General features: G+C 39.4%; 16 protein-coding genes. 9 read left to right on the top strand and 7 right to left on the bottom strand.

Annotation, left to right across the window (positions count from 1 at the left end; translation table 11 throughout):
• Window positions 1-130: 130 nt before the first annotated feature.
• Window positions 131-844: an ornithine uptake porin CarO gene (carO, locus tag E0H89_RS04460; RefSeq protein ID WP_131214843.1), complete on the bottom strand. Its 714-nt coding sequence runs from the start codon at window positions 842-844 to the stop codon at window positions 131-133.
• 407 nt (window positions 845-1,251) lie between these two features.
• On the opposite strand from carO, the gene dapD reads away from it, so the two are divergent.
• From dapD to E0H89_RS04485, 5 genes are all read left to right on the top strand, one after another.
• A complete protein-coding gene (dapD, locus tag E0H89_RS04465) occupies window positions 1,252-2,073 on the top strand; it encodes a 2,3,4,5-tetrahydropyridine-2,6-dicarboxylate N-succinyltransferase (RefSeq protein WP_131214845.1) in 822 nt (273 codons plus the stop codon).
• A gap of 128 nt (window positions 2,074-2,201) precedes the next feature.
• On the top strand, window positions 2,202-2,912 hold the full coding sequence (gene queE, locus E0H89_RS04470; RefSeq protein WP_131214847.1) for a 7-carboxy-7-deazaguanine synthase QueE: 711 nt from the start codon (window positions 2,202-2,204) through the stop codon (window positions 2,910-2,912).
• Between the two features lie 45 nt (window positions 2,913-2,957).
• Window positions 2,958-3,629: a 7-cyano-7-deazaguanine synthase QueC gene (gene queC, locus E0H89_RS04475; RefSeq protein ID WP_131214849.1), complete on the top strand. Its 672-nt coding sequence runs from the start codon at window positions 2,958-2,960 to the stop codon at window positions 3,627-3,629.
• 14 nt (window positions 3,630-3,643) lie between these two features.
• Entirely contained in the window at window positions 3,644-4,057 is a 414-nt protein-coding gene (locus tag E0H89_RS04480; protein ID WP_131214851.1) for a hypothetical protein, read from the top strand.
• Window positions 4,058-4,210: 153 nt separating this feature from the next.
• The gene (locus tag E0H89_RS04485) at window positions 4,211-4,660 is read left to right on the top strand and encodes a peroxiredoxin (protein WP_131214853.1); all 450 of its coding nucleotides are present in this window, start codon (window positions 4,211-4,213) and stop codon (window positions 4,658-4,660) included.
• A gap of 209 nt (window positions 4,661-4,869) precedes the next feature.
• On the opposite strand, the gene E0H89_RS04490 is transcribed toward E0H89_RS04485, so the two are convergent.
• The 3 genes from E0H89_RS04490 to E0H89_RS04500 form a co-directional block, all read right to left on the bottom strand.
• Window positions 4,870-5,433, bottom strand: coding sequence for a YceI family protein (locus E0H89_RS04490; RefSeq protein WP_424618905.1), 564 nt, complete (start codon window positions 5,431-5,433; stop codon window positions 4,870-4,872).
• A gap of 415 nt (window positions 5,434-5,848) precedes the next feature.
• Window positions 5,849-6,418 carry a YceI family protein gene (locus E0H89_RS04495; RefSeq protein ID WP_131214856.1) on the bottom strand — a complete coding sequence of 190 codons (570 nt, stop codon included), beginning with the start codon at window positions 6,416-6,418 and terminating at the stop codon, window positions 5,849-5,851.
• A gap of 50 nt (window positions 6,419-6,468) precedes the next feature.
• Complete coding sequence (locus tag E0H89_RS04500) at window positions 6,469-7,044, bottom strand: nicotinate-nicotinamide nucleotide adenylyltransferase (RefSeq protein WP_131214857.1); 576 nt, start codon at window positions 7,042-7,044, stop codon at window positions 6,469-6,471.
• Between the two features lie 104 nt (window positions 7,045-7,148).
• Here E0H89_RS04500 and E0H89_RS04505 point away from each other — a divergent pair, with 104 nt between their 5' ends.
• Complete coding sequence (locus E0H89_RS04505; RefSeq protein WP_131214860.1) at window positions 7,149-7,949, top strand: enoyl-CoA hydratase; 801 nt, start codon at window positions 7,149-7,151, stop codon at window positions 7,947-7,949.
• Window positions 7,950-8,054: 105 nt separating this feature from the next.
• Window positions 8,055-8,822 carry a nitroreductase family protein gene (locus E0H89_RS04510; RefSeq protein ID WP_131214862.1) on the top strand — a complete coding sequence of 256 codons (768 nt, stop codon included), beginning with the start codon at window positions 8,055-8,057 and terminating at the stop codon, window positions 8,820-8,822.
• Between the two features lie 193 nt (window positions 8,823-9,015).
• Here E0H89_RS04510 and E0H89_RS04515 read toward each other — a convergent pair whose 3' ends face one another.
• Window positions 9,016-9,333: a YqfO family protein gene (locus E0H89_RS04515; protein ID WP_131214864.1), complete on the bottom strand. Its 318-nt coding sequence runs from the start codon at window positions 9,331-9,333 to the stop codon at window positions 9,016-9,018.
• Between the two features lie 372 nt (window positions 9,334-9,705).
• Here E0H89_RS04515 and E0H89_RS04520 point away from each other — a divergent pair, with 372 nt between their 5' ends.
• Both E0H89_RS04520 and E0H89_RS04525 read left to right on the top strand, forming a co-directional pair.
• A complete protein-coding gene (locus tag E0H89_RS04520) occupies window positions 9,706-12,165 on the top strand; it encodes an acyl-CoA dehydrogenase (RefSeq protein WP_131214866.1) in 2,460 nt (819 codons plus the stop codon).
• Window positions 12,166-12,353: 188 nt separating this feature from the next.
• A complete protein-coding gene (locus tag E0H89_RS04525; RefSeq protein WP_131214868.1) occupies window positions 12,354-13,028 on the top strand; it encodes a hypothetical protein in 675 nt (224 codons plus the stop codon).
• Window positions 13,029-13,248: 220 nt separating this feature from the next.
• Here E0H89_RS04525 and E0H89_RS16835 read toward each other — a convergent pair whose 3' ends face one another.
• On the bottom strand, window positions 13,249-13,380 hold the full coding sequence (locus E0H89_RS16835; RefSeq protein ID WP_284702738.1) for a KGW motif small protein: 132 nt from the start codon (window positions 13,378-13,380) through the stop codon (window positions 13,249-13,251).
• A gap of 221 nt (window positions 13,381-13,601) precedes the next feature.
• A complete protein-coding gene (gene purL / locus E0H89_RS04530; protein ID WP_131214870.1) occupies window positions 13,602-17,432 on the bottom strand; it encodes a phosphoribosylformylglycinamidine synthase in 3,831 nt (1,276 codons plus the stop codon).
• Between the last annotated feature and the right edge of the window lie 471 nt (window positions 17,433-17,903).

Here is a 17,903-nt window from a genome sequence, read left to right on the forward strand (position 1 = left end):
GGGTTAGTGTTTTTAATTAAAAGGATTTACTCTTCAACAGATAATCTCCGATAACTTAAACTTAAAAACTTAATTTTCGAAAACAAAAAACGAGCCGAAGCTCGTTTTTTTAAAGAATGATAACTTTAACTTACCAGTGGTAGCTTACGCCCACTTTGCCGACTGGTAACCATTGGTATTCATCATCATTTTCAATATTACGCTCATGTTCAGCTAATAAAGCTTGGTCTGCAACTGTACCACCGACACCCGTTAAGGTCGCTTTTGGATTGCCAGTATAGTAAGCACCGACTTCACCGAACACACCCCAATTTTTATTGATTTTTGGGGCGAAACCTAAACCTAGGTATGGAGAAATGTCATTTTCATATGACACATTACCATTTACCGAACTAAAACTAGTCGGATTGCCATCAATTTCAATTGTACCGCTGCCCGTTTGGGATTTTAAGCCATACTCACTGTCTAAATAACCTACACCTGCAGCCATATAAACCCCTTGTGCCCAACGGTTTTCACTGGCACCCCAAGGACGAATTTCTGCATTTAAATATGCAAGTTTGTTATCCATATCAACGTCATATTTTACGCCGTCTACAGATAAATCATCAGACCAAGAAATGTCACCACCGTTATAACCAAGCGCTAAACCTACGTATGGGTTTGCAGTCCAAAGTAACGCACCACCATAACCTGTTGTACCTACTTCAGCACGAACACCTGTTGGAATAAGTTGATTGCGATCAAATGCATAACCATCTTGTACTACTGCATCGTCAGCCATCGCTGTACCGGCAAGAGCTGTTAGTACAGTTGCTGCTAAAATCGTACTTAAAGTTTTCATCGTGTTTCTCCTCAAAATGGCTTATTTCATCATTAATGTTTTTTTCGTATTTAAACTATAAAAGATAAAGAGTTTATGTTTTATTCAAAATTTGCTTACTTTTGTTAAATTTTGATACAAATACTATTTATCATTGATTAGTAATAATTTTTTCTATAGATAATTTTATATTATTGGATGAAATCTCTATATCAAGCTTAATAAGATATTGCATTAATCACTGTATTGTTTGCGTTGTGTTAACGCATTAATACTTTACAAACCTCTCAAATAAATCTCTCGCATTTTGGTGAGTAAAGCCTTCCAGATAGGTTTAATAATTAATTCCGATCTAAAGCCACTTTTTCATCTATTTTTGTCTCAATATAGTGTAAAATCTTGGGAAATTTTTTTGGAAATGGAAGATCATGTCTCAGCTTTCAACAATCATTGAACAAGCTTTTGAAGATCGTGCTAATTTCACAGCGGCTGATTGCCCTGCTGAAGTGCGCAGCGCTGTAGAAGAAGCTATTGCTGGCCTAGATAACGGCTCACTTCGTGTAGCTGAAAAAATTGATGGTGAATGGATTGTTCACCAATGGCTTAAAAAAGCAGTTTTGTTATCTTTTAAACTAAATGACAACAAAACCATTGAGTCTGGTGATCTTCGTTTCTACGACAAGGTAGATACCAAGTTTGGCGATTGGACTGAAGAACAGTTTAAAGCTGCTGGCGTGCGTGTTGTGCCACCGGCTGTGGCTCGTAAAGGTTCATTCCAGGCAAAAAATGTGGTATTGATGCCTTCTTATGTCAACATTGGTGCTTACGTTGATGAAGGCACCATGGTTGATACATGGGCAACTGTAGGTTCATGTGCACAAATTGGTAAAAATGTACATTTATCGGGCGGTGTGGGTATTGGCGGCGTACTTGAACCACTTCAGGCAAATCCAACCATTATTGAAGACAACTGCTTTATCGGTGCACGTTCTGAGATCGTTGAAGGTGTAATTGTTGAAGAAGGTTCTGTGATTTCAATGGGGGTATTCATTGGCCAATCGACTAAAATCTTTGACCGCGCAACTGGCGAAATCCACTACGGTCGCGTTCCTGCAGGTTCTGTAGTTGTTTCTGGTAGCCTTCCTTCTAAAGATGGTACTTGCAACTTATATGCTGCAATCATCGTGAAAAAAGTTGATGCGAAAACGCGTGCTAAAACCAGCCTAAACGATTTATTACGCGAAGACTAAGTCTTTAATTTACAAGGAAAATTTGTGTTCCTCGGAGCTTTAGCCGCTCCTCGTCTCTACGGTCAGACATGGTCGTAGAGATTTTTGTTTTTGTACTTTCATGTTTCTTGGTGTGGTAATTTTTTGTTATGAATACTCTTCGCTCTTCTGCTATTCCTGTTTCTGATCCGTCTGCGGGTTTACGCATCACGGAGATTTTCTATTCATTACAAGGTGAAGCCAACGCTGCCGGTTTGCCAACGGTGTTTATTCGTTTAACGGGTTGCCCTTTACGCTGCACTTATTGTGATACTACTTATTCTTTTGAAGGTGGTGAACGCCAATCACTAGACGACATCATTAAAACAACACTCGATTTTAAAACCCCCTATATTTGCGTGACGGGTGGTGAACCGCTGGCTCAGCCAAATGCCCTACCTCTAATGCAACGTTTAGCCGATTTGGGCTGTGAAGTCTCAGTTGAGACCAGTGGTGCTTTAGATGTATCTAAAGTTGATCCGCGTATTTCTAAAGTGCTCGATTTAAAAACCCCAACTTCTGGTGAAGTCGCACGAAATTTGCTTAGTAATCTTGATCATTTGACTCAGCATGACCAAATCAAGTTTGTAATTTGTAATCGTGAAGACTATCAATGGTCAAAACAACAAGTTGAACAATACAAACTTGCCGACAAGGTTAGCACCGTATGGTTCTCTCCTGCATTTGCAGTTGAAAAAGGTGTGGTTCGATTACCTCAACTCGCGCGTGATTTAGCACAATGGATTTTAGAAGACCATCTCCCTGTCCGTTTCCAGCTACAATTGCATAAATTGCTCTGGAATGATGAAACTGGTCGTTAATTTATTTCTGTTTTTGAATACCTATATTTGTTTGGAGATTTGAATATGCGCTCTCGTGCCATAGTTTTGTTATCTGGAGGCTTAGACTCAACAACTTGTTTGGCTTGGGCGCAAGCACGTTATGAATGTATTGCCATCAGTTTTATGTATGGTCAACGTTCTACCACTGAACTTGATGCTGCTAGAACTTTAACACAGCGTGCTGGAGTAGAACATCGCGTCATTAATATTGATTTAGGTAACCTCGGTGGCTCTGCATTAACAGACCATAGCATTGATGTTCCAGATCATGAACAAGAAGGTATTCCTGTAACTTATGTTCCAGCACGTAACACGATATTTCTGTCCTATGCGCTTGCTGCCGCAGAAGTGTTTGGTGCAGAAGCGATTGTAATTGGTATCAATGCCGTTGATTATTCAGGTTATCCTGACTGTCGCCCTGAATTTATTGATGCTTTTGAACGCATGGCCCGCCTTGCAACCAAGGTAGGTGTGGAAGGTAAACCTCTAAAATTTGAAACACCTCTGTTACATTTATCCAAAGCAAATATTATTCGCTTAGGTATAGAACATGGCGTAGACTACAGTCAAACGGTGTCTTGCTACCAAGCAGACGACCAAGGACGTGCTTGTGGCAAATGCGATAGTTGCCGTTTACGCAAACAAGGTTTTGCTGATGCAGGTATCGCAGATCCAACACGTTATATACCGTCATAACAGGGTAACAATACATGAAAAATTTGAAATCAAACATTATTCTTTCTACATTAGTTTCTGCTGTAGCATTCATGGCAACTGCTTCAAATGCTGCAGAAACAAACAAGCTCCAAGAAGCTTATAAAAGCACTAATGTAAAATCTGCTTTAATTAATGTTTGTAAAGATGAAACAGGCAAAAGCAAAAAATTATCAGCTGCAGAAGTAAGCAAATATTGTACTTGTGCGGTTGAGGCGGACGGTAAATTAACCAATGCTCAAAAATGGGAAATTCAAAGTACCGTTAACCAGAAGAAAAGCCCGGCTACTTTAGCTTTTGTTCAAAAACAAAATAAAGATCTTCAAGCTTGTTTTGGTCCACAACTTACAGGCAAGCTTAAAAGCTTAACTGAAGAAGCAATGAAATCTGCTCAACAACCTAAAAAGTAACTTGATTTGGATTCAATAAAAGCCTGCAATTGCAGGCTTTTTATTACTGAAAATTTACCTGGCGAACTTCAGCATAAGTATGCATAAATTCGCTATCATGTCCGTATAAATTCAAGATCAATATGACAAATTCAACTTTGTAAGGATCAAGACATGTCTGATATTAGTTTCCTCAATCAAACCTTCCCTACCACCACGGGTGAAATTAATCTGACCGAAATTCCGACTGAATGGCTAATTGTGTATTTTTATCCGAAGGATTCAACCCCGGGCTGTACCATACAAGCGATAGGTTTTTCGTGTCTAAAGGATCAATTTGATGCTTTAGATACCACTATTTTGGGCATTTCACGCGACTCTGTTAAAGCGCATCAGAACTTTACCGAAAAGCAGAATCTGACCATTAATCTGATTAGTGACAAAGAAGAAATACTGTGCAAGCACTTTGACGTGATTAAAGAAAAAAACATGTATGGCAAACAGGTGATGGGTATTGAACGCTCAACCTTTATTTTCCATAATGGCAAACTAGTCAAAGAATACCGTAAAGTCAAAGCTGCAGGTCATGCAGAACAGGTATTGGAAGACTTAAAAGCCCTCTAGGTAGCTTGATAGTATTACCACTAAATTTATAAAAGCCCAAAGCTTTGGGCTTTTATCCTACTTGTTTCTTTGTGGTCTTTTATAACCCAAAATCTTAATTTAGCTTTTGCTTGGATTTTTTAAATCCACCTAATAACCAGCCTACAGCACAGTAGATAAATTAAAAAAACCTATAAAAAGATCTTTTTGAAACACCCGCAAATGTAATTTTAGTTCACTTCACATTGCCCCGAAAGCTGAAGATTCACTTTCTCCCCTACACCTCCAATACCTTTTCTCATACCAAAATCGCTACGGTTAATCACTGCAGAAGCTTGGACATCGAGTAAGTTGACATTAGAGAGGTTAGGTTTAAATGTGGTTACAAAAATCACAGGCTTGGTCACACCACGCAAGGTCAAATTTCCTAGAACATTATATTTACCATTTCCCAAGTCTTTAAATTGGGTACTTTTAAACCTTACAGTTTTATATTTCGCTGCATAAAAAAGGTCTTCGCCCAAAATCATCTGTTTCAGCAAAGGCTTATTAAAGCTTAAACTCTCGACATCCATAATCAGATGTGTCGATGCCTTTTGCGGTGCTTTAGCATCAAACTCCATGCTCGATTGAACTTGATTAAATTTAGCCTTGACCACCGTAAGCCCCATCGACTTGATCTCGAAACCAACATTACTTTGAGGTGTTAAAACCCAGGATTGCGCAAAGGACTGACTGATCAAAGCTGAACCCATTGCTAAGATAACAAGTCCATTTTTTATTGTTGTTTTCAAATTTAAATCCACCTTTTATGATTGCTTATTGATCGGATTTAGACATGCGGTCCATCCTTAGATTAAATTTGTTTTAAATTTTTGAATTTGCATTTTAGTTATTTTTATATCAGTTTATTGGGGTTTTTGTAAAATCATTAATGACTAATGGAAAAAAATACCCGACATAATTTCCCTATAAGAATTAGCTTAATATATTATTAGCAACCTAATAGCACTTTATAAAATTGTTATTTTTAAATACTTTGACTTTAAAAGGCTGTCCTATATTTTAAGCTCACCAAGAAGTTTAAAAGCTGTCAGCAACTTAAAAGTATAGAAGTCTATATATCACTATAAGAATAAAACCATTATGCAAAAGCGTAAAAAAACTCGAAATTCTGAAGTACTTTAAGCGGTTGTTTAAATGCATAAACTATCTTGTTTGCCATTGTCCATTTACTGCAATATTCACTTTCTCCCCTACCCCACCAAATGATTTTTTCATACCAAAATCACTACGATTCACCACGGCTTTAGATTCAACATCTAAAAGTTGGGGATCGGCTATATTTGGTTTTAAAACGGTATCTAGAGTTACAGGCTGGGTAATACCGCGCAAGGTTAAATCACCTTTTATACTGTAATGATTGTTGCCTAAGGCTATAAATTCATGACTATTAAAAGTCGCTGTTGGATATTTTTCTGCATAAAATAAATCCTCACCCAAAATCATCTCTCTTAGTGATGGTCTGCTCAAACTTAGGCTATTTATATCCAATACAAACTGTGCCGAGGCATTTTGTGGCACTTTAGGATCAAAGCTCATACTGGATTGAACCTGCTCAAATTGCCCTTTCACGATAGAAAAACCCATCGATCTGATATCAAAACTGACATGAGTCTGAGGGGTTAGTATCCATTCTTGTGCATTTGCTTGAGCTAAGATATTTAAACTTACTGTTCCAGCAATTAAGAGATTTTTGATTATGGTCTGGATATTCATCTTGTCCACTCCTAGGTCGTTGCAATTTCTTGCTCCGACTTAAAAGCTTACTAAGATTTTTCAAGATTGGTTTTATCTTGTGTCAGGTATTTGTGCTGCAATTGTTGGTAAGTAGGCGTGTTCTGAAATTTGTGTAAAAACTCACTGGTGCCCAGTGGAAAAGCAGATTCGATGATTTCGCCACGATAATACGCTTCACGCAGCGGGGTCGCTGAAATTGCTCCAACCAAGCTGGCAAGTTCTACCATCTCCCATTCTGGAAAAAGCTGCAGATAGTATGAAGATTCATCCTTAAAATGACCAATTAAACCGACTTTATCTTCAGGCTGTACCATTTCTGCTACCAGCGAAGTAACCAGCTTTTGCCATTTTTTATCATCGTAGACATCAACCACATGTACAAACTTAATTCGCTGTTGATCTACTGCTGAAAAGTTGGACAAAATCATCTGTTCACGTTCAGAAGCACTAAACGGATTTTTAATATTACGTTCATTCTGTGCAGATCCGAGTGCCAAAATCACATACTGACTTTGCTCTAAAGCAATTTTAATCGTTTGCATATGTGCCAAATGAAAAGGCTGAAACCGACCAATGAAAACAAGATAATCAAATGTATAGTTCATAACAGATCAAATTTTTTATGACTCATGAGTTGTGTCGCCCAAATAAATATGCGACATAATAAACGCCATAAAATTAAATTAAGTTTTAAAGCAAGGATAGTACGATGACACTGAGCTGTATTCAACAACCTCATGAACATTTGGATGCGAATTTAGAAAATGGCGTACTAACTTTAGCCATTAATCGACCAAAAGCAAAAAATGCATTATATGGCGAATTGTATCTCTGGATTGCTAAAGCTTTAGATGAAGCGGATCAAGATAAAGATGTGCGTGTGGTGATTTTACGCGGTGCAGATGCAGATTTCAGCGCGGGCAATGATATGCAGGACTTCATGCAGTTTATTCAAACTCCACTTTCCGGGAAAGCTGGTGATGCACCTCCATTTGTAGTATTAAAATCTGCTGCGAAATTTTCAAAACCTTTGATTGCAGCGGTTCGTGGTGTAGCGATTGGTATTGGGGTTACTATGCTTTTACACTGTGATTTGGTTTATAGCGACAACACTGCCCTATTCCAGATTCCATTTGTAAGCTTGGGCCTTTCTCCTGAAGGGGCTTCGAGCAAGCTGCTTATTCAACAGGCGGGTTACCACAAAGCGGCTGAGTTGCTTTTTACTGCACAAAAATTTAACAGTGAAAAAGCACTCAGTGCAGGTTTGGTGAATAGCATTGAAGAAGATGTATATGCGACTGCATTGAAACAGGCGCAGATTTTAGCTGTACTGCCATTGGCTTCAATTAAGCAAACCAAAGCTTTAATGAAACATAACTTGCAGGAAATTCTGGACTGTGTAGATGATGAAGCTGAAATCTTTATGAAGCGTGTCTCTTCACCAGAAATGGCTGAGGCAGTGGCTGCATTTATGCAAAAGCGCAAGCCAGATTTTGCACAATTTAATTAATTGTTTTATTGTTAAATGAAAAGCCACTGAATAATGACATTGTTCAGTGGCTTTATGTTTTTTAATAGATCTAAATTTCAAGCTTTAAAATTTGAGTAGATAAAGATGACTGATTCAAGCGAAACCAAAACTGAAAAAAAACGTTATTTTGAGCCTGCCCCGACAGATATTGATGTCGAGAATTTTAAGAAAGTTGTGCAGACCCGTCGTTCTGTACGTAAATTTACTAAAAAAACTATTCCTGCCGAAGTGCTGGATGATTGTTTAGACCTTGCCTTGCTTGCACCAAACTCATCCAATCTGCAGCCGTGGACCTTTTATGTGGTGCAAAACCTAGCTAAAAAGAAACAGCTGGTAAAAGCCTGCTTAAGCCAATTAGCAGCAAAAACGGCTTCAGAATTGATTGTTTGTGTGGCACGTACCGATCGTATTGATGAAATGGCGAAAATGAATATTTCTGAATTTCCATTTCCTGAAGCGCCTGCTGCTGTGCAGAAATATTATAAGTTCATTCCGTATAATTATAAAACAGGTTATTTCAATGCTCTGGGTAACTTTAAGAAAGTGGCTTTCAAAGTTGCACGTACACTGGATAAGCAATTGCCAGTGACTGCCTTTAACCCGGCAGATGCAAAACTTTGGGCAAGCAAAACCACAGCTTTGGCTTGTGAAAATCTGGTTTTGGCTTTAAGGGCTTATGGTTTTGACAGTTGCATGATGGAAGGTTTTGATGAACCGATGGTCAATAAAATTTTAAATCTGAATGATCAGCAATATCCTGTGATGGTCATTGCTGCAGGTGAGCGCGCGGTTGACGGTGTGTTCTTCCCGCAATACCGTTTTGACCGTGAATTATTTATTCAGAAGGTTTGATTCTAATTTAAAATTGGCACAGCCTGATACGCTTGCCATAACTCGCTTTAAATTTGCATAGGTATAGATGTTACTTTAAAGGCTCAAAATAACCAAAACCCTTTGTTAGACAGAAGATTCATCCCTGAATCTCTGTCTAACGGGTGACATCCATATCACCCTTTCGCGTATCAGAATATTCTTCTGTGGCAACTTAATATTTCACATCCACCATTTGAATAAATTCGAAAGCAGGCTCTTCATATGGATGGCTTGCCTTTAATACTTTTGCGACATCAGAAGCTTGATCTTCAGGCACAATAATTTCTACCCGCCATTCCTCAACTTTTTCAAGTTGTCCGACTTCACCAATAAAAGGATCTGCCCTTTTCACTGGTTTAAATTGTCCTGTACCCAAAACCTGCCAGGCACAATGCTCATAGTTACCTATCCCACCTGCACCTGCTTTGAACACGGCGATTTTGGTCGATTCCAGATAAGATTCAGGAACGTAATAGATCAGTTTAAGCATGTGGATGATCCTCTAGATTAGTTTACTGTTATCGTAATATTAAACGTGCATAAATCACTGCAAACGGTTTATTACTTATTTAAAAATAATAAAATTCAAAATAGAGCCAGATACAAGCATCCATTACTTTTCGTGACATTTCTCTTACAGTTCAATCTTTTACACTGTTCAAAAAACGCTCTATCTTAAAAACAAGATTCAATTATATAAATTCGGGATGGAATCCTTAGTTCGCCTCTCGGTCTTAACAACAATATTTTTATTACACCTAAAGTCATTCTAATAAAACAGTGCAATAAGTTATCTTGCGATTCCAGATACCCTTTACTGTTTCTCTGACTTTGATTGGGTGTAAGCAACTGGAGAAAATAAATGTTATTCATCATCAGTGTGCTTATTCAATTTTTTACAATCTGGGCCATTTTCTTTTTTGCATTGAGCCGTAATACTGGGGCAATTACGACAATCATCGTTGCAGTAGTCACCGCCTTTATTAGTCCATGGTCGCTAATTTTTGGTATTCCACTTATTCTACTCAGTCTGGTCATTATGATTGATTCATTACGAATGGCACTGATGACCAGACCTGCCTATAAGACCCTTGCCAATGCTATGCCGACAATGAGCACCACTGAGCGCGAAGCTTTGGATGCAGGCACCAGTTGGTGGGAAAAAGACCTGTTTATGGGAGCACCGGACTGGTCCAAATTTGAAAGCTATCCTTATCCTACGCTTTCGACAGAAGAACAATCATTTTTAGATCATGAAGTCGAACAGTTATGCAGTATGCTGAATGACTGGGATATCCATCATCACTATAAAGATTTGCCACCCGAAGCATGGACTTACATTCGTGAAAATGGTTTTTTAGGGCTGATTATTCCTAAGGAATATGGCGGACGTGCCTTTAGTTCATTTGCGCAAAGCCGGATTATGAGCAAGATTGCTTCCCGTTCCTTAACGGCAGCGGTCAGTTGTATGGTGCCCAATTCTTTAGGACCGGGTGAATTATTACTACATTATGGAACTGAAGCGCAAAAAGACCGCTATTTACCGGGCTTGGCCAATGGTAAAGAGATTCCCTGTTTTGGCTTAACCAGTCCAGAAGCAGGTTCAGATGCAGGGGCCATTCCGGATACCGGTGTGGTTTGCTATGGAGATTTTGAAGGCCAGCAAGTGCTTGGCTTACGCATGAATTTCTCCAAACGCTGGATTACCCTTGCCCCGATTGCAACTGTCATCGGTTTGGCATTTAAGCTGTATGATCCTGATGGACTATTAGGTGATAAAAACAAGATGGAATATGGCATTACCTGTGCCCTGATTCCTGCCAGTCATGAGGGCGTAAAAGTTGGAGCACGGCACAATCCCGGTTCCCCTTTTATGAATGGAACCGTAGATGGTAAAGATATCTTTATTCCACTGGACTGGATTATCGGCGGTGCTGAAAATATTGGTAAAGGCTGGCGTATGCTAATGGAATGTCTGGCAGTGGGTCGTGGTATTTCCTTACCTGCATTATCGACCGCCGCAAGTGAAGTAACGTATTTGACCGTAGGTGCTTTTGCCAAAATCCGTCAACAATTCAAGATTTCAGTCGGTAAATTTGAAGGTGTGCAGGAAGCCACCAGTGATATTGCCAGTGATACCTATATGCTAGAAGCCTTCCGTTATTTGGTCACTTGTGGATTAAATCAAGGTGGTAAGCCTGCCGTGATGACAGCAATGGCCAAATACTATGCCACTGAAACCATGCGCCGCGTCGTCAATCACGGGATGGACGTGGTCGGTGGTCGTGCCGTGCAAATGGGTCCACGTAACTTTTTAGCACTCTATTATCAAACTATTCCAGTCTCGATTACAGTGGAAGGTGCCAACATCCTCAGTCGTTCTTTAATGATTTTTGGTCAGGGTTCGATGCGTTGTCATCCTTATTTGTTTGAGGAGTTACAACTGCTACAAGCCACGGACAAAGATGCTGCCCTGAATACCTTTAATGATATGCTGTTTAAACATTTAGGCTATACCTTTAACCGTACTGCGCGTGCATTTGCTTATGGCTATGTGGGTGGTTCATCCGATGCACCGAAAAGTGTCGATGACTTTACTCGCCCCTATTACAAAATTATTAACCGTTTAAGTACTAACTTTTCACTCACTGCCGATATGTGTTTAGGCTTACTTGCGGGAGATATTAAACGTAAAGAAATGCTTTCGGGGCGTTTGGCAGATATTCATGCCAATCTGTTTATCAGCACTGCGATTCTTAAATATTATGAACATGGCAAAAAAACTGAGGCTGAGCAAATTCATGCAAAACTGGCCCTGGAAAAATCTCTGTTTAATGCACAGGAAGCTTTTTATGGTTTATTTGCTAACTTTCCTGTCAGCATTGCGGCTGGCTTAGTGAAATTCATCTGTTTCCCGCTCGGTCGTCCTGTTAACAAACCTAGTGATGCTTTGAAACAACAGGTTGGCGAAATCATTATGCAGGACAATGCTTTCCGCGATGAACTGAAAAAACACGTGTTCTATAACACAGCTGAAGATGATGTTACGGGCCGTATGGAATCGACCTTTAACATGTTGCTTGAGTTAGAACCGCTTTGGGACAAGTTCAAGAAAGCGGAATCGAAAGGACAGTTTAAAGGTTTAACTTTTGATGAACGTATTAGTAATGCGGTAGAGATAGGTTTTATCACTCCACAGGAAGCATCCAGTCTACTAAGCTATAATGCCAAACGTTACGACAGTATGCTGACCGACGTTTTTGACTCTGAGCTTGATCAAACTTTGGAACTGGAAAATCCTTATAATAATGAGGAAGAATAAGCGCCGATGCCAGATCCAAAACAGCAAGAACCTTTATCACCATAAAAATTTAAAAGATAAAAAACGGCTGAGTGAGGCCGTTTTTTCATAATTATTATTCCAGTGAATTGCTAAATCTGATCATTTTAACTTCTTAAAAGTTTAGTTATGATCTTTTTAGCCATAATTACCTATAAGAAAGATGAACTGTGTCTAATAAACAAAATATCAATGAAATCGCCTTATCAACTGCAGAAAATATTGCTGATGAGTTAATATTTAAATCGGCAACAACATTTATTGAAGATTTAGCTAAATCAGTTCCGGTTGCTTCATTAGCGCTAGGATTAACAAAAGCGATATCAAACTATAAGACTGCAAAAGATCAACGCCAATTATTAGCTTTTGTTCAAGAAACAGAAAATATAAATAATGGATTTATCGAAAAGTTTTTTAAAGACAAAGATAATACAGAATTAGGTTATGAAATCTTAGGAATACTTGACCAAACATATTTAGAAAAACAAGCTCAAATGATTTTTAGAGCAACTAAATTATTTAAAGATAATGTTATTAACAAACAAGAATTTGATAAATACAGTTATATAATTACCCGGTTAAACAACCATTTAATTAATTTGATTAATGATTGCTTTTATACCCCCCAAGATCAGCTAGATCAATTAGCTGGATTTGATGGTAAGAAATTCATAATTAACGCCGGATTCAAAAAAGATTTTACAAACCCTAATATGGAGTTGGTTAGCTTTGGTTTTTTAGAAGAAATACATCTTCCCTTAACATTAGAAGAAACACAAAAAGCTTCCATTTACAGAAGAACCAAAGAGTTCTATAAATTTTACGAAAAAATTTTCAAAGATTAAATTAAATCACATGACTAGCGACATGGAGGTCGCAATGTTTTCCTGTATGCCAAGGATGGCATATCAGGAAAACAAAGGGTTTTGTTACTTTTAACCTTTCAAAAGTAAAACACTGCTTACATATTATTCATTGAAACTTTGTACAATCAGCGAAGCTGTGACTTTATCAAAATTAAAACCATAAAAAAGCTACCTCACGGTGGCTTTTTAAATCTAAAAATTAAGAGCTTTGAAGTAAATAGCTACCAATCAAGAACAACATTTGCAGCCCCACGACTGCCATAAAAAACATCCAGCCTTTCTTACGTAAAGTCGCTTTATCAAGCGCCGTATATGTCACAGTTTTTGGCATTGTGTCACCTCACTTAGAGATTCAATCCTGAACTTATATTTAGTGAACTATCTTTCTTCTATATTGCCTCATCATTGTGCATAAAATACACAAACAATCTTTCATTCCAATATAAAAGCAAAATCTAAACTAAGTCCAGCGGGAGAAATAAAAAATAAATTAACAATATGTACAAAATAAAAAAGCCACCCGAAGGTGGCTTTAGAGCATCTTAGGGAAGATTAACCAATGAACTTACGTGCATTGCGGAACATGCGTAACCATGCACCATCTTCAGTCCATTCTTCAGGTTTCCAAGAATGCTGAACTGCACGGAAGTTACGTTCAGGGTGCGGCATCATAATCGTTGCACGACCATCTTGCGAGGTCACACCCGTAATCGCTTCCGGTGAACCATTCGGGTTCAATGGATATTGCTGTGTAGGATTACCGAAGCTGTCTACATAGCGTAAGCTAACTTGATTGCCTGCATTTAATGCAGCAATTTTGTCTTCACTTGCAACAACACGACCTTCACCATGCGCAACTGCGATTGGTAAAATCGAACCTTCCATACCCTCTAACAGAATCGAGTTAGACTTTTCAACACGTACGTTAACCGCACGCGCTTCAAACATCTCAGAAGTATTGCGGTGGAAACGTGGCCAAGCATCAGCACCCGGAATCAATGGAGCCAATTGGGACAACATTTGACAACCATTACATATCCCTAGAGAGAAGGTTTCTTGACGATTAAAAAATTTCTCGAACTGGTCACGAAGTTTAGGATTGAATAGAACCGATTTAGCCCAGCCACCCCCTGCGCCCATGACGTCACCGTAAGAGAAACCACCACAAGTCACTAAACCTTCAAAGTCGTCAAGATCAATACGACCCGCAATCAAATCACTCATGTGAACATCGACAGTGTTGAAACCCACTTTGTCGAATGCTGCAGCCATTTCAATATGACCATTTACGCCTTGTTCACGCAAGATCACCATGTTTGGACGACGTGAATTAATAAACGGCGCTTCAACAGGTTCATTCAAGTCAAATGTCGGCTGTGCAATGATACCTTTGTGATTCTTGTCTGTGATTAAAGCAAACTCAGAGTCCGCAGTTTCAACGTTGTCACGTAAGCGTTGGATTTGATGTGAAACTTCAGTCCAAGCCACTTGCAAGTCGCTACGTTCAAGTACCAAACCGTTGATAGACAATTGATCCGTGTTGTTTACACGACCAACAACGCTAATTGCATCTTTCAATACTGATTCAGCAACTTCAGCTTGGAGTGCTTCCCAATTGCTTGTTGCGATTTGTAGTACTGCACCAATTTCTTCAGCAAATAAAGCTTCAGTCGATTGATCTTCAAGTTCTACACCTAAACGTGAAGCAAACATCATCTCTGCAACAGTAGCTAACAAACCACCATCACCGATGTCATGGTAAGCCTTCACTAAGCCGCGGTTGTTCCAGTCTTGAACTAAAGCGAAGAATGCCTTGAAGGCATCGAAGCTGTCTACGTCAGGGGTCACGGAACCAATGGCTTTGTAAACCTGAGCAAGAATCGAACCACCTAAACGGAACTGACCTTTAGACAAGTCAATGCGTACCAGTACTGAATCTTCATTTTTCAATTCAGGGGTCAATGTTTTACGCACATCACCCACTGGTGCAAATGCAGTAATCACACCTGTCATTGGTGAAGTCACTGATTTGTCAATCCCTTCGTCGTTCCAGGTGGTACGCATAGACAATGAGTCTTTACCCACTGGAATTGCGATACCCAAGGCTGGACACATTTCCATACCAATAGCTTTAACACCTTCAAATAATGCTTGGTCTTCGCCTTTTTGACCAGCTGCCGCCATCCAGTTCGCAGACAATTTAATGTCGCTGATCTGTTCAATGTTGGCACACATGATGTTTGAAATCGATTCAGCGACAGCCAAACGTGCAGAAGCAGCAGGATTTAACAATGCAACAGGAGGACGTTCACCCATCGCCATTGCTTCACCTGTGTAACCGACAAGGCTGGTTGTAGTTACTGCAGCATCCGCTACAGGAACTTGCCAACGACCTACCATCTGGTCACGCGCAACCATACCGGTAATCGAACGGTCACCAATGGTGATCAAGAACGATTTAGATGCAACGGTTGGATTTTTAAGAACGCGGTAGATCGCATCTTTTAAATCAATATTTGCCGCAGTGAAGTCATCGCCTTTACGTTCAATCGTTTCATATGAACGGCTCATGCGAGGTGTACCGCCAAGCATCACTTGCATTGGCATATCCACAGCTTTGTTATCAAACAATGGGTCTTCAACCGTCAAGTGACGTGCTTCAGTTGCTTCACCAAGTACCGCAAATGGGCAGCGTTCACGTGCACAAATCGATTCAAAAAGTTCTAATGAAGATGGACGAATCGCCAATACATAACGTTCTTGTGCTTCATTCGACCAGATTTCCATTGGAGACATGCCTGGCTCTAATGAAGGAATCTTGCGAAGATTCAAGACTGCACCCAGTTCGTGATCGTTCACAAGTTCAGGCATGGCATTCGATACACCACCCGCACCCACGTCATGTACAGATACGATTGGGTTGTTATCTTCAAAACGCCAGCAGGTATCAATCACTTCCTGGCAACGACGTTCCATTTCCGGGTTTTCACGTTGTACAGATGCGAAATCGAGGTTTTCACCGAGTTTACCGCTATCTACAGAAGATGCTGCACCACCGCCTAAGCCGATCAGCATTGCAGGACCACCGAGAACGATCAATAAGTCGCCCGGTTGAATTGGATCTTTTTCTACATGGTCAGGACGGATGTTACCGTAACCACCGGCAATCATAATTGGCTTGTGGAAACCTTTTACATCGCCATTTACATTTTGTTCGAAAGTACGGAAGTAACCATTTAAGGCCGGACGACCAAATTCGTTGTTAAACGCAGCACCACCTAAAGGACCATCAATCATGATCTGTAGTGGAGATGCCATACGCGATGGTTTGCCGTAGTTGTCTTCCCAAGGTTGTTCAAAACCCGGAATGTTCAGGTTAGACACGGTGAAACCGGTTAAACCTGCTTTGGGTTTACCGCCACGACCTGTCGCGCCTTCGTCACGGATTTCACCACCCGAACCTGTCGCAGCACCGGCAAATGGTGCAATCGCTGTTGGATGGTTATGAGTTTCTACTTTCATCAAGATATGAGCAGCTTGGCTCTTGTATTTATAAACGTGATGACCGTTTTCATCCGGTTTTGGATAGAAACGTTGCGTGTCATAACCCACAATTACAGAAGCGTTGTCTTTATAGGCTGACAATACATCTGCAGGCGATTCTTTATAGGTGTTTTTAATCATTTGGAACAATGACAATGGTTGTTTTTCACCATCAATGGTCCATTCAGAACCGAAGATTTTATGACGGCAATGCTCAGAGTTTGCTTGTGCAAACATCATTAGCTCGATGTCATGTGGGTTACGACCCATCTTGATAAATGCTTCGGTTAAGTAATCAATTTCTTCATCAGACAATGCAAAACCAAATTCAGAGTTGGCTTTAACCAGTGCTTCTTTACCTTGACCTAAGATATCAATGCTATTTAAAGGTTTTGGTTCAGTCTCGTTAAATAAGGCAGCCGCATCATCAATTTGATTGAACACGCTTTCAGTCATGCGGTCATGCAATGCCAGTTTCACTTCATTCGATATTTCAGAAATACCCTTTAAAGTAAACAAAACACCGCGTTCAAGGCGGTGTATGGGAGTATTACAATTGGCAAAAATATCAGTCGCTTTAGACGACCATGGAGAGATAGTCCCCAAACGCGGTGTTACAAGAACTTGAATTTCATCACTTGCCGGTTGGCGAACTTCAAAAGACGCACCGTCATTTAATAGTTGTAATGCAGATTGATGCTGCTGCTCGTTGAGCGTTTGATCAAACAGATAAATCCATTGACTTTCAATTGATTGAACAGAACTCATTGACGCTAAACGGTTTAAGAGTTGAGTTTTCTTAAAAGAAGAGTGTGCTGGTGCACCGGCCACGATAAACATGCTGATTTTGGCTCCACGGGCAGGTCTTTGGGACCATACCGCCAATGTGACTTAGAGAGAGCGCATATTCTACTTGGTATTGACCAAATCAGCTAGATAGAAATTTACGAATCTGTGAAGTATAGCGGATAATTTTTGACAAAAACATCTTAATTATCAGTCAAAAGATGCCATATATCTTTGAATAATTCATATTTATGTTATTTCTAAATAATTTCAAATCCTTAATATTCTTATGCTTTAACCTGTTAAAGCTGACCATTAGCACTTTAAAATTACAGTTGAATGATGTAGATCAACTATAATTTAAAAAAATGTTACATTTTAATTGTTTATGAAAAAAAAATATTATTTAGCAAAAGATTACGAATAAGCTTATGTATTTAATTAAAAATTTTTGGCTGCAGGAATATTTTAATCAGTAGAGCTAAATCATGCAAAACATCTATATAAGTAAAAAATTTTTACAAT

Origin of the sequence: Acinetobacter sp. ANC 3781 (assembly GCF_004331285.1) — a bacterium.
Lineage (GTDB): Bacteria > Pseudomonadota > Gammaproteobacteria > Pseudomonadales > Moraxellaceae > Acinetobacter.

Coding starts and splice junctions, on each gene's coding strand:
- carO (WP_131214843.1), bottom strand. CDS start 844: ATGAAAACTTTAAGTACGATTTTAGCAGCAACTGTACTAACAGCTCTT.
- dapD (WP_131214845.1), top strand. CDS start 1,252: ATGTCTCAGCTTTCAACAATCATTGAACAAGCTTTTGAAGATCGTGCT.
- queE (WP_131214847.1), top strand. CDS start 2,202: ATGAATACTCTTCGCTCTTCTGCTATTCCTGTTTCTGATCCGTCTGCG.
- queC (WP_131214849.1), top strand. CDS start 2,958: ATGCGCTCTCGTGCCATAGTTTTGTTATCTGGAGGCTTAGACTCAACA.
- E0H89_RS04480 (WP_131214851.1), top strand. CDS start 3,644: ATGAAAAATTTGAAATCAAACATTATTCTTTCTACATTAGTTTCTGCT.
- E0H89_RS04485 (WP_131214853.1), top strand. CDS start 4,211: ATGTCTGATATTAGTTTCCTCAATCAAACCTTCCCTACCACCACGGGT.
- E0H89_RS04495 (WP_131214856.1), bottom strand. CDS start 6,418: ATGAATATCCAGACCATAATCAAAAATCTCTTAATTGCTGGAACAGTA.
- E0H89_RS04500 (WP_131214857.1), bottom strand. CDS start 7,044: ATGAACTATACATTTGATTATCTTGTTTTCATTGGTCGGTTTCAGCCT.
- E0H89_RS04505 (WP_131214860.1), top strand. CDS start 7,149: ATGACACTGAGCTGTATTCAACAACCTCATGAACATTTGGATGCGAAT.
- E0H89_RS04510 (WP_131214862.1), top strand. CDS start 8,055: ATGACTGATTCAAGCGAAACCAAAACTGAAAAAAAACGTTATTTTGAG.
- E0H89_RS04515 (WP_131214864.1), bottom strand. CDS start 9,333: ATGCTTAAACTGATCTATTACGTTCCTGAATCTTATCTGGAATCGACC.
- E0H89_RS04520 (WP_131214866.1), top strand. CDS start 9,706: ATGTTATTCATCATCAGTGTGCTTATTCAATTTTTTACAATCTGGGCC.
- E0H89_RS16835 (WP_284702738.1), bottom strand. CDS start 13,380: ATGCCAAAAACTGTGACATATACGGCGCTTGATAAAGCGACTTTACGT.
- purL (WP_131214870.1), bottom strand. CDS start 17,432: ATGTTTATCGTGGCCGGTGCACCAGCACACTCTTCTTTTAAGAAAACT.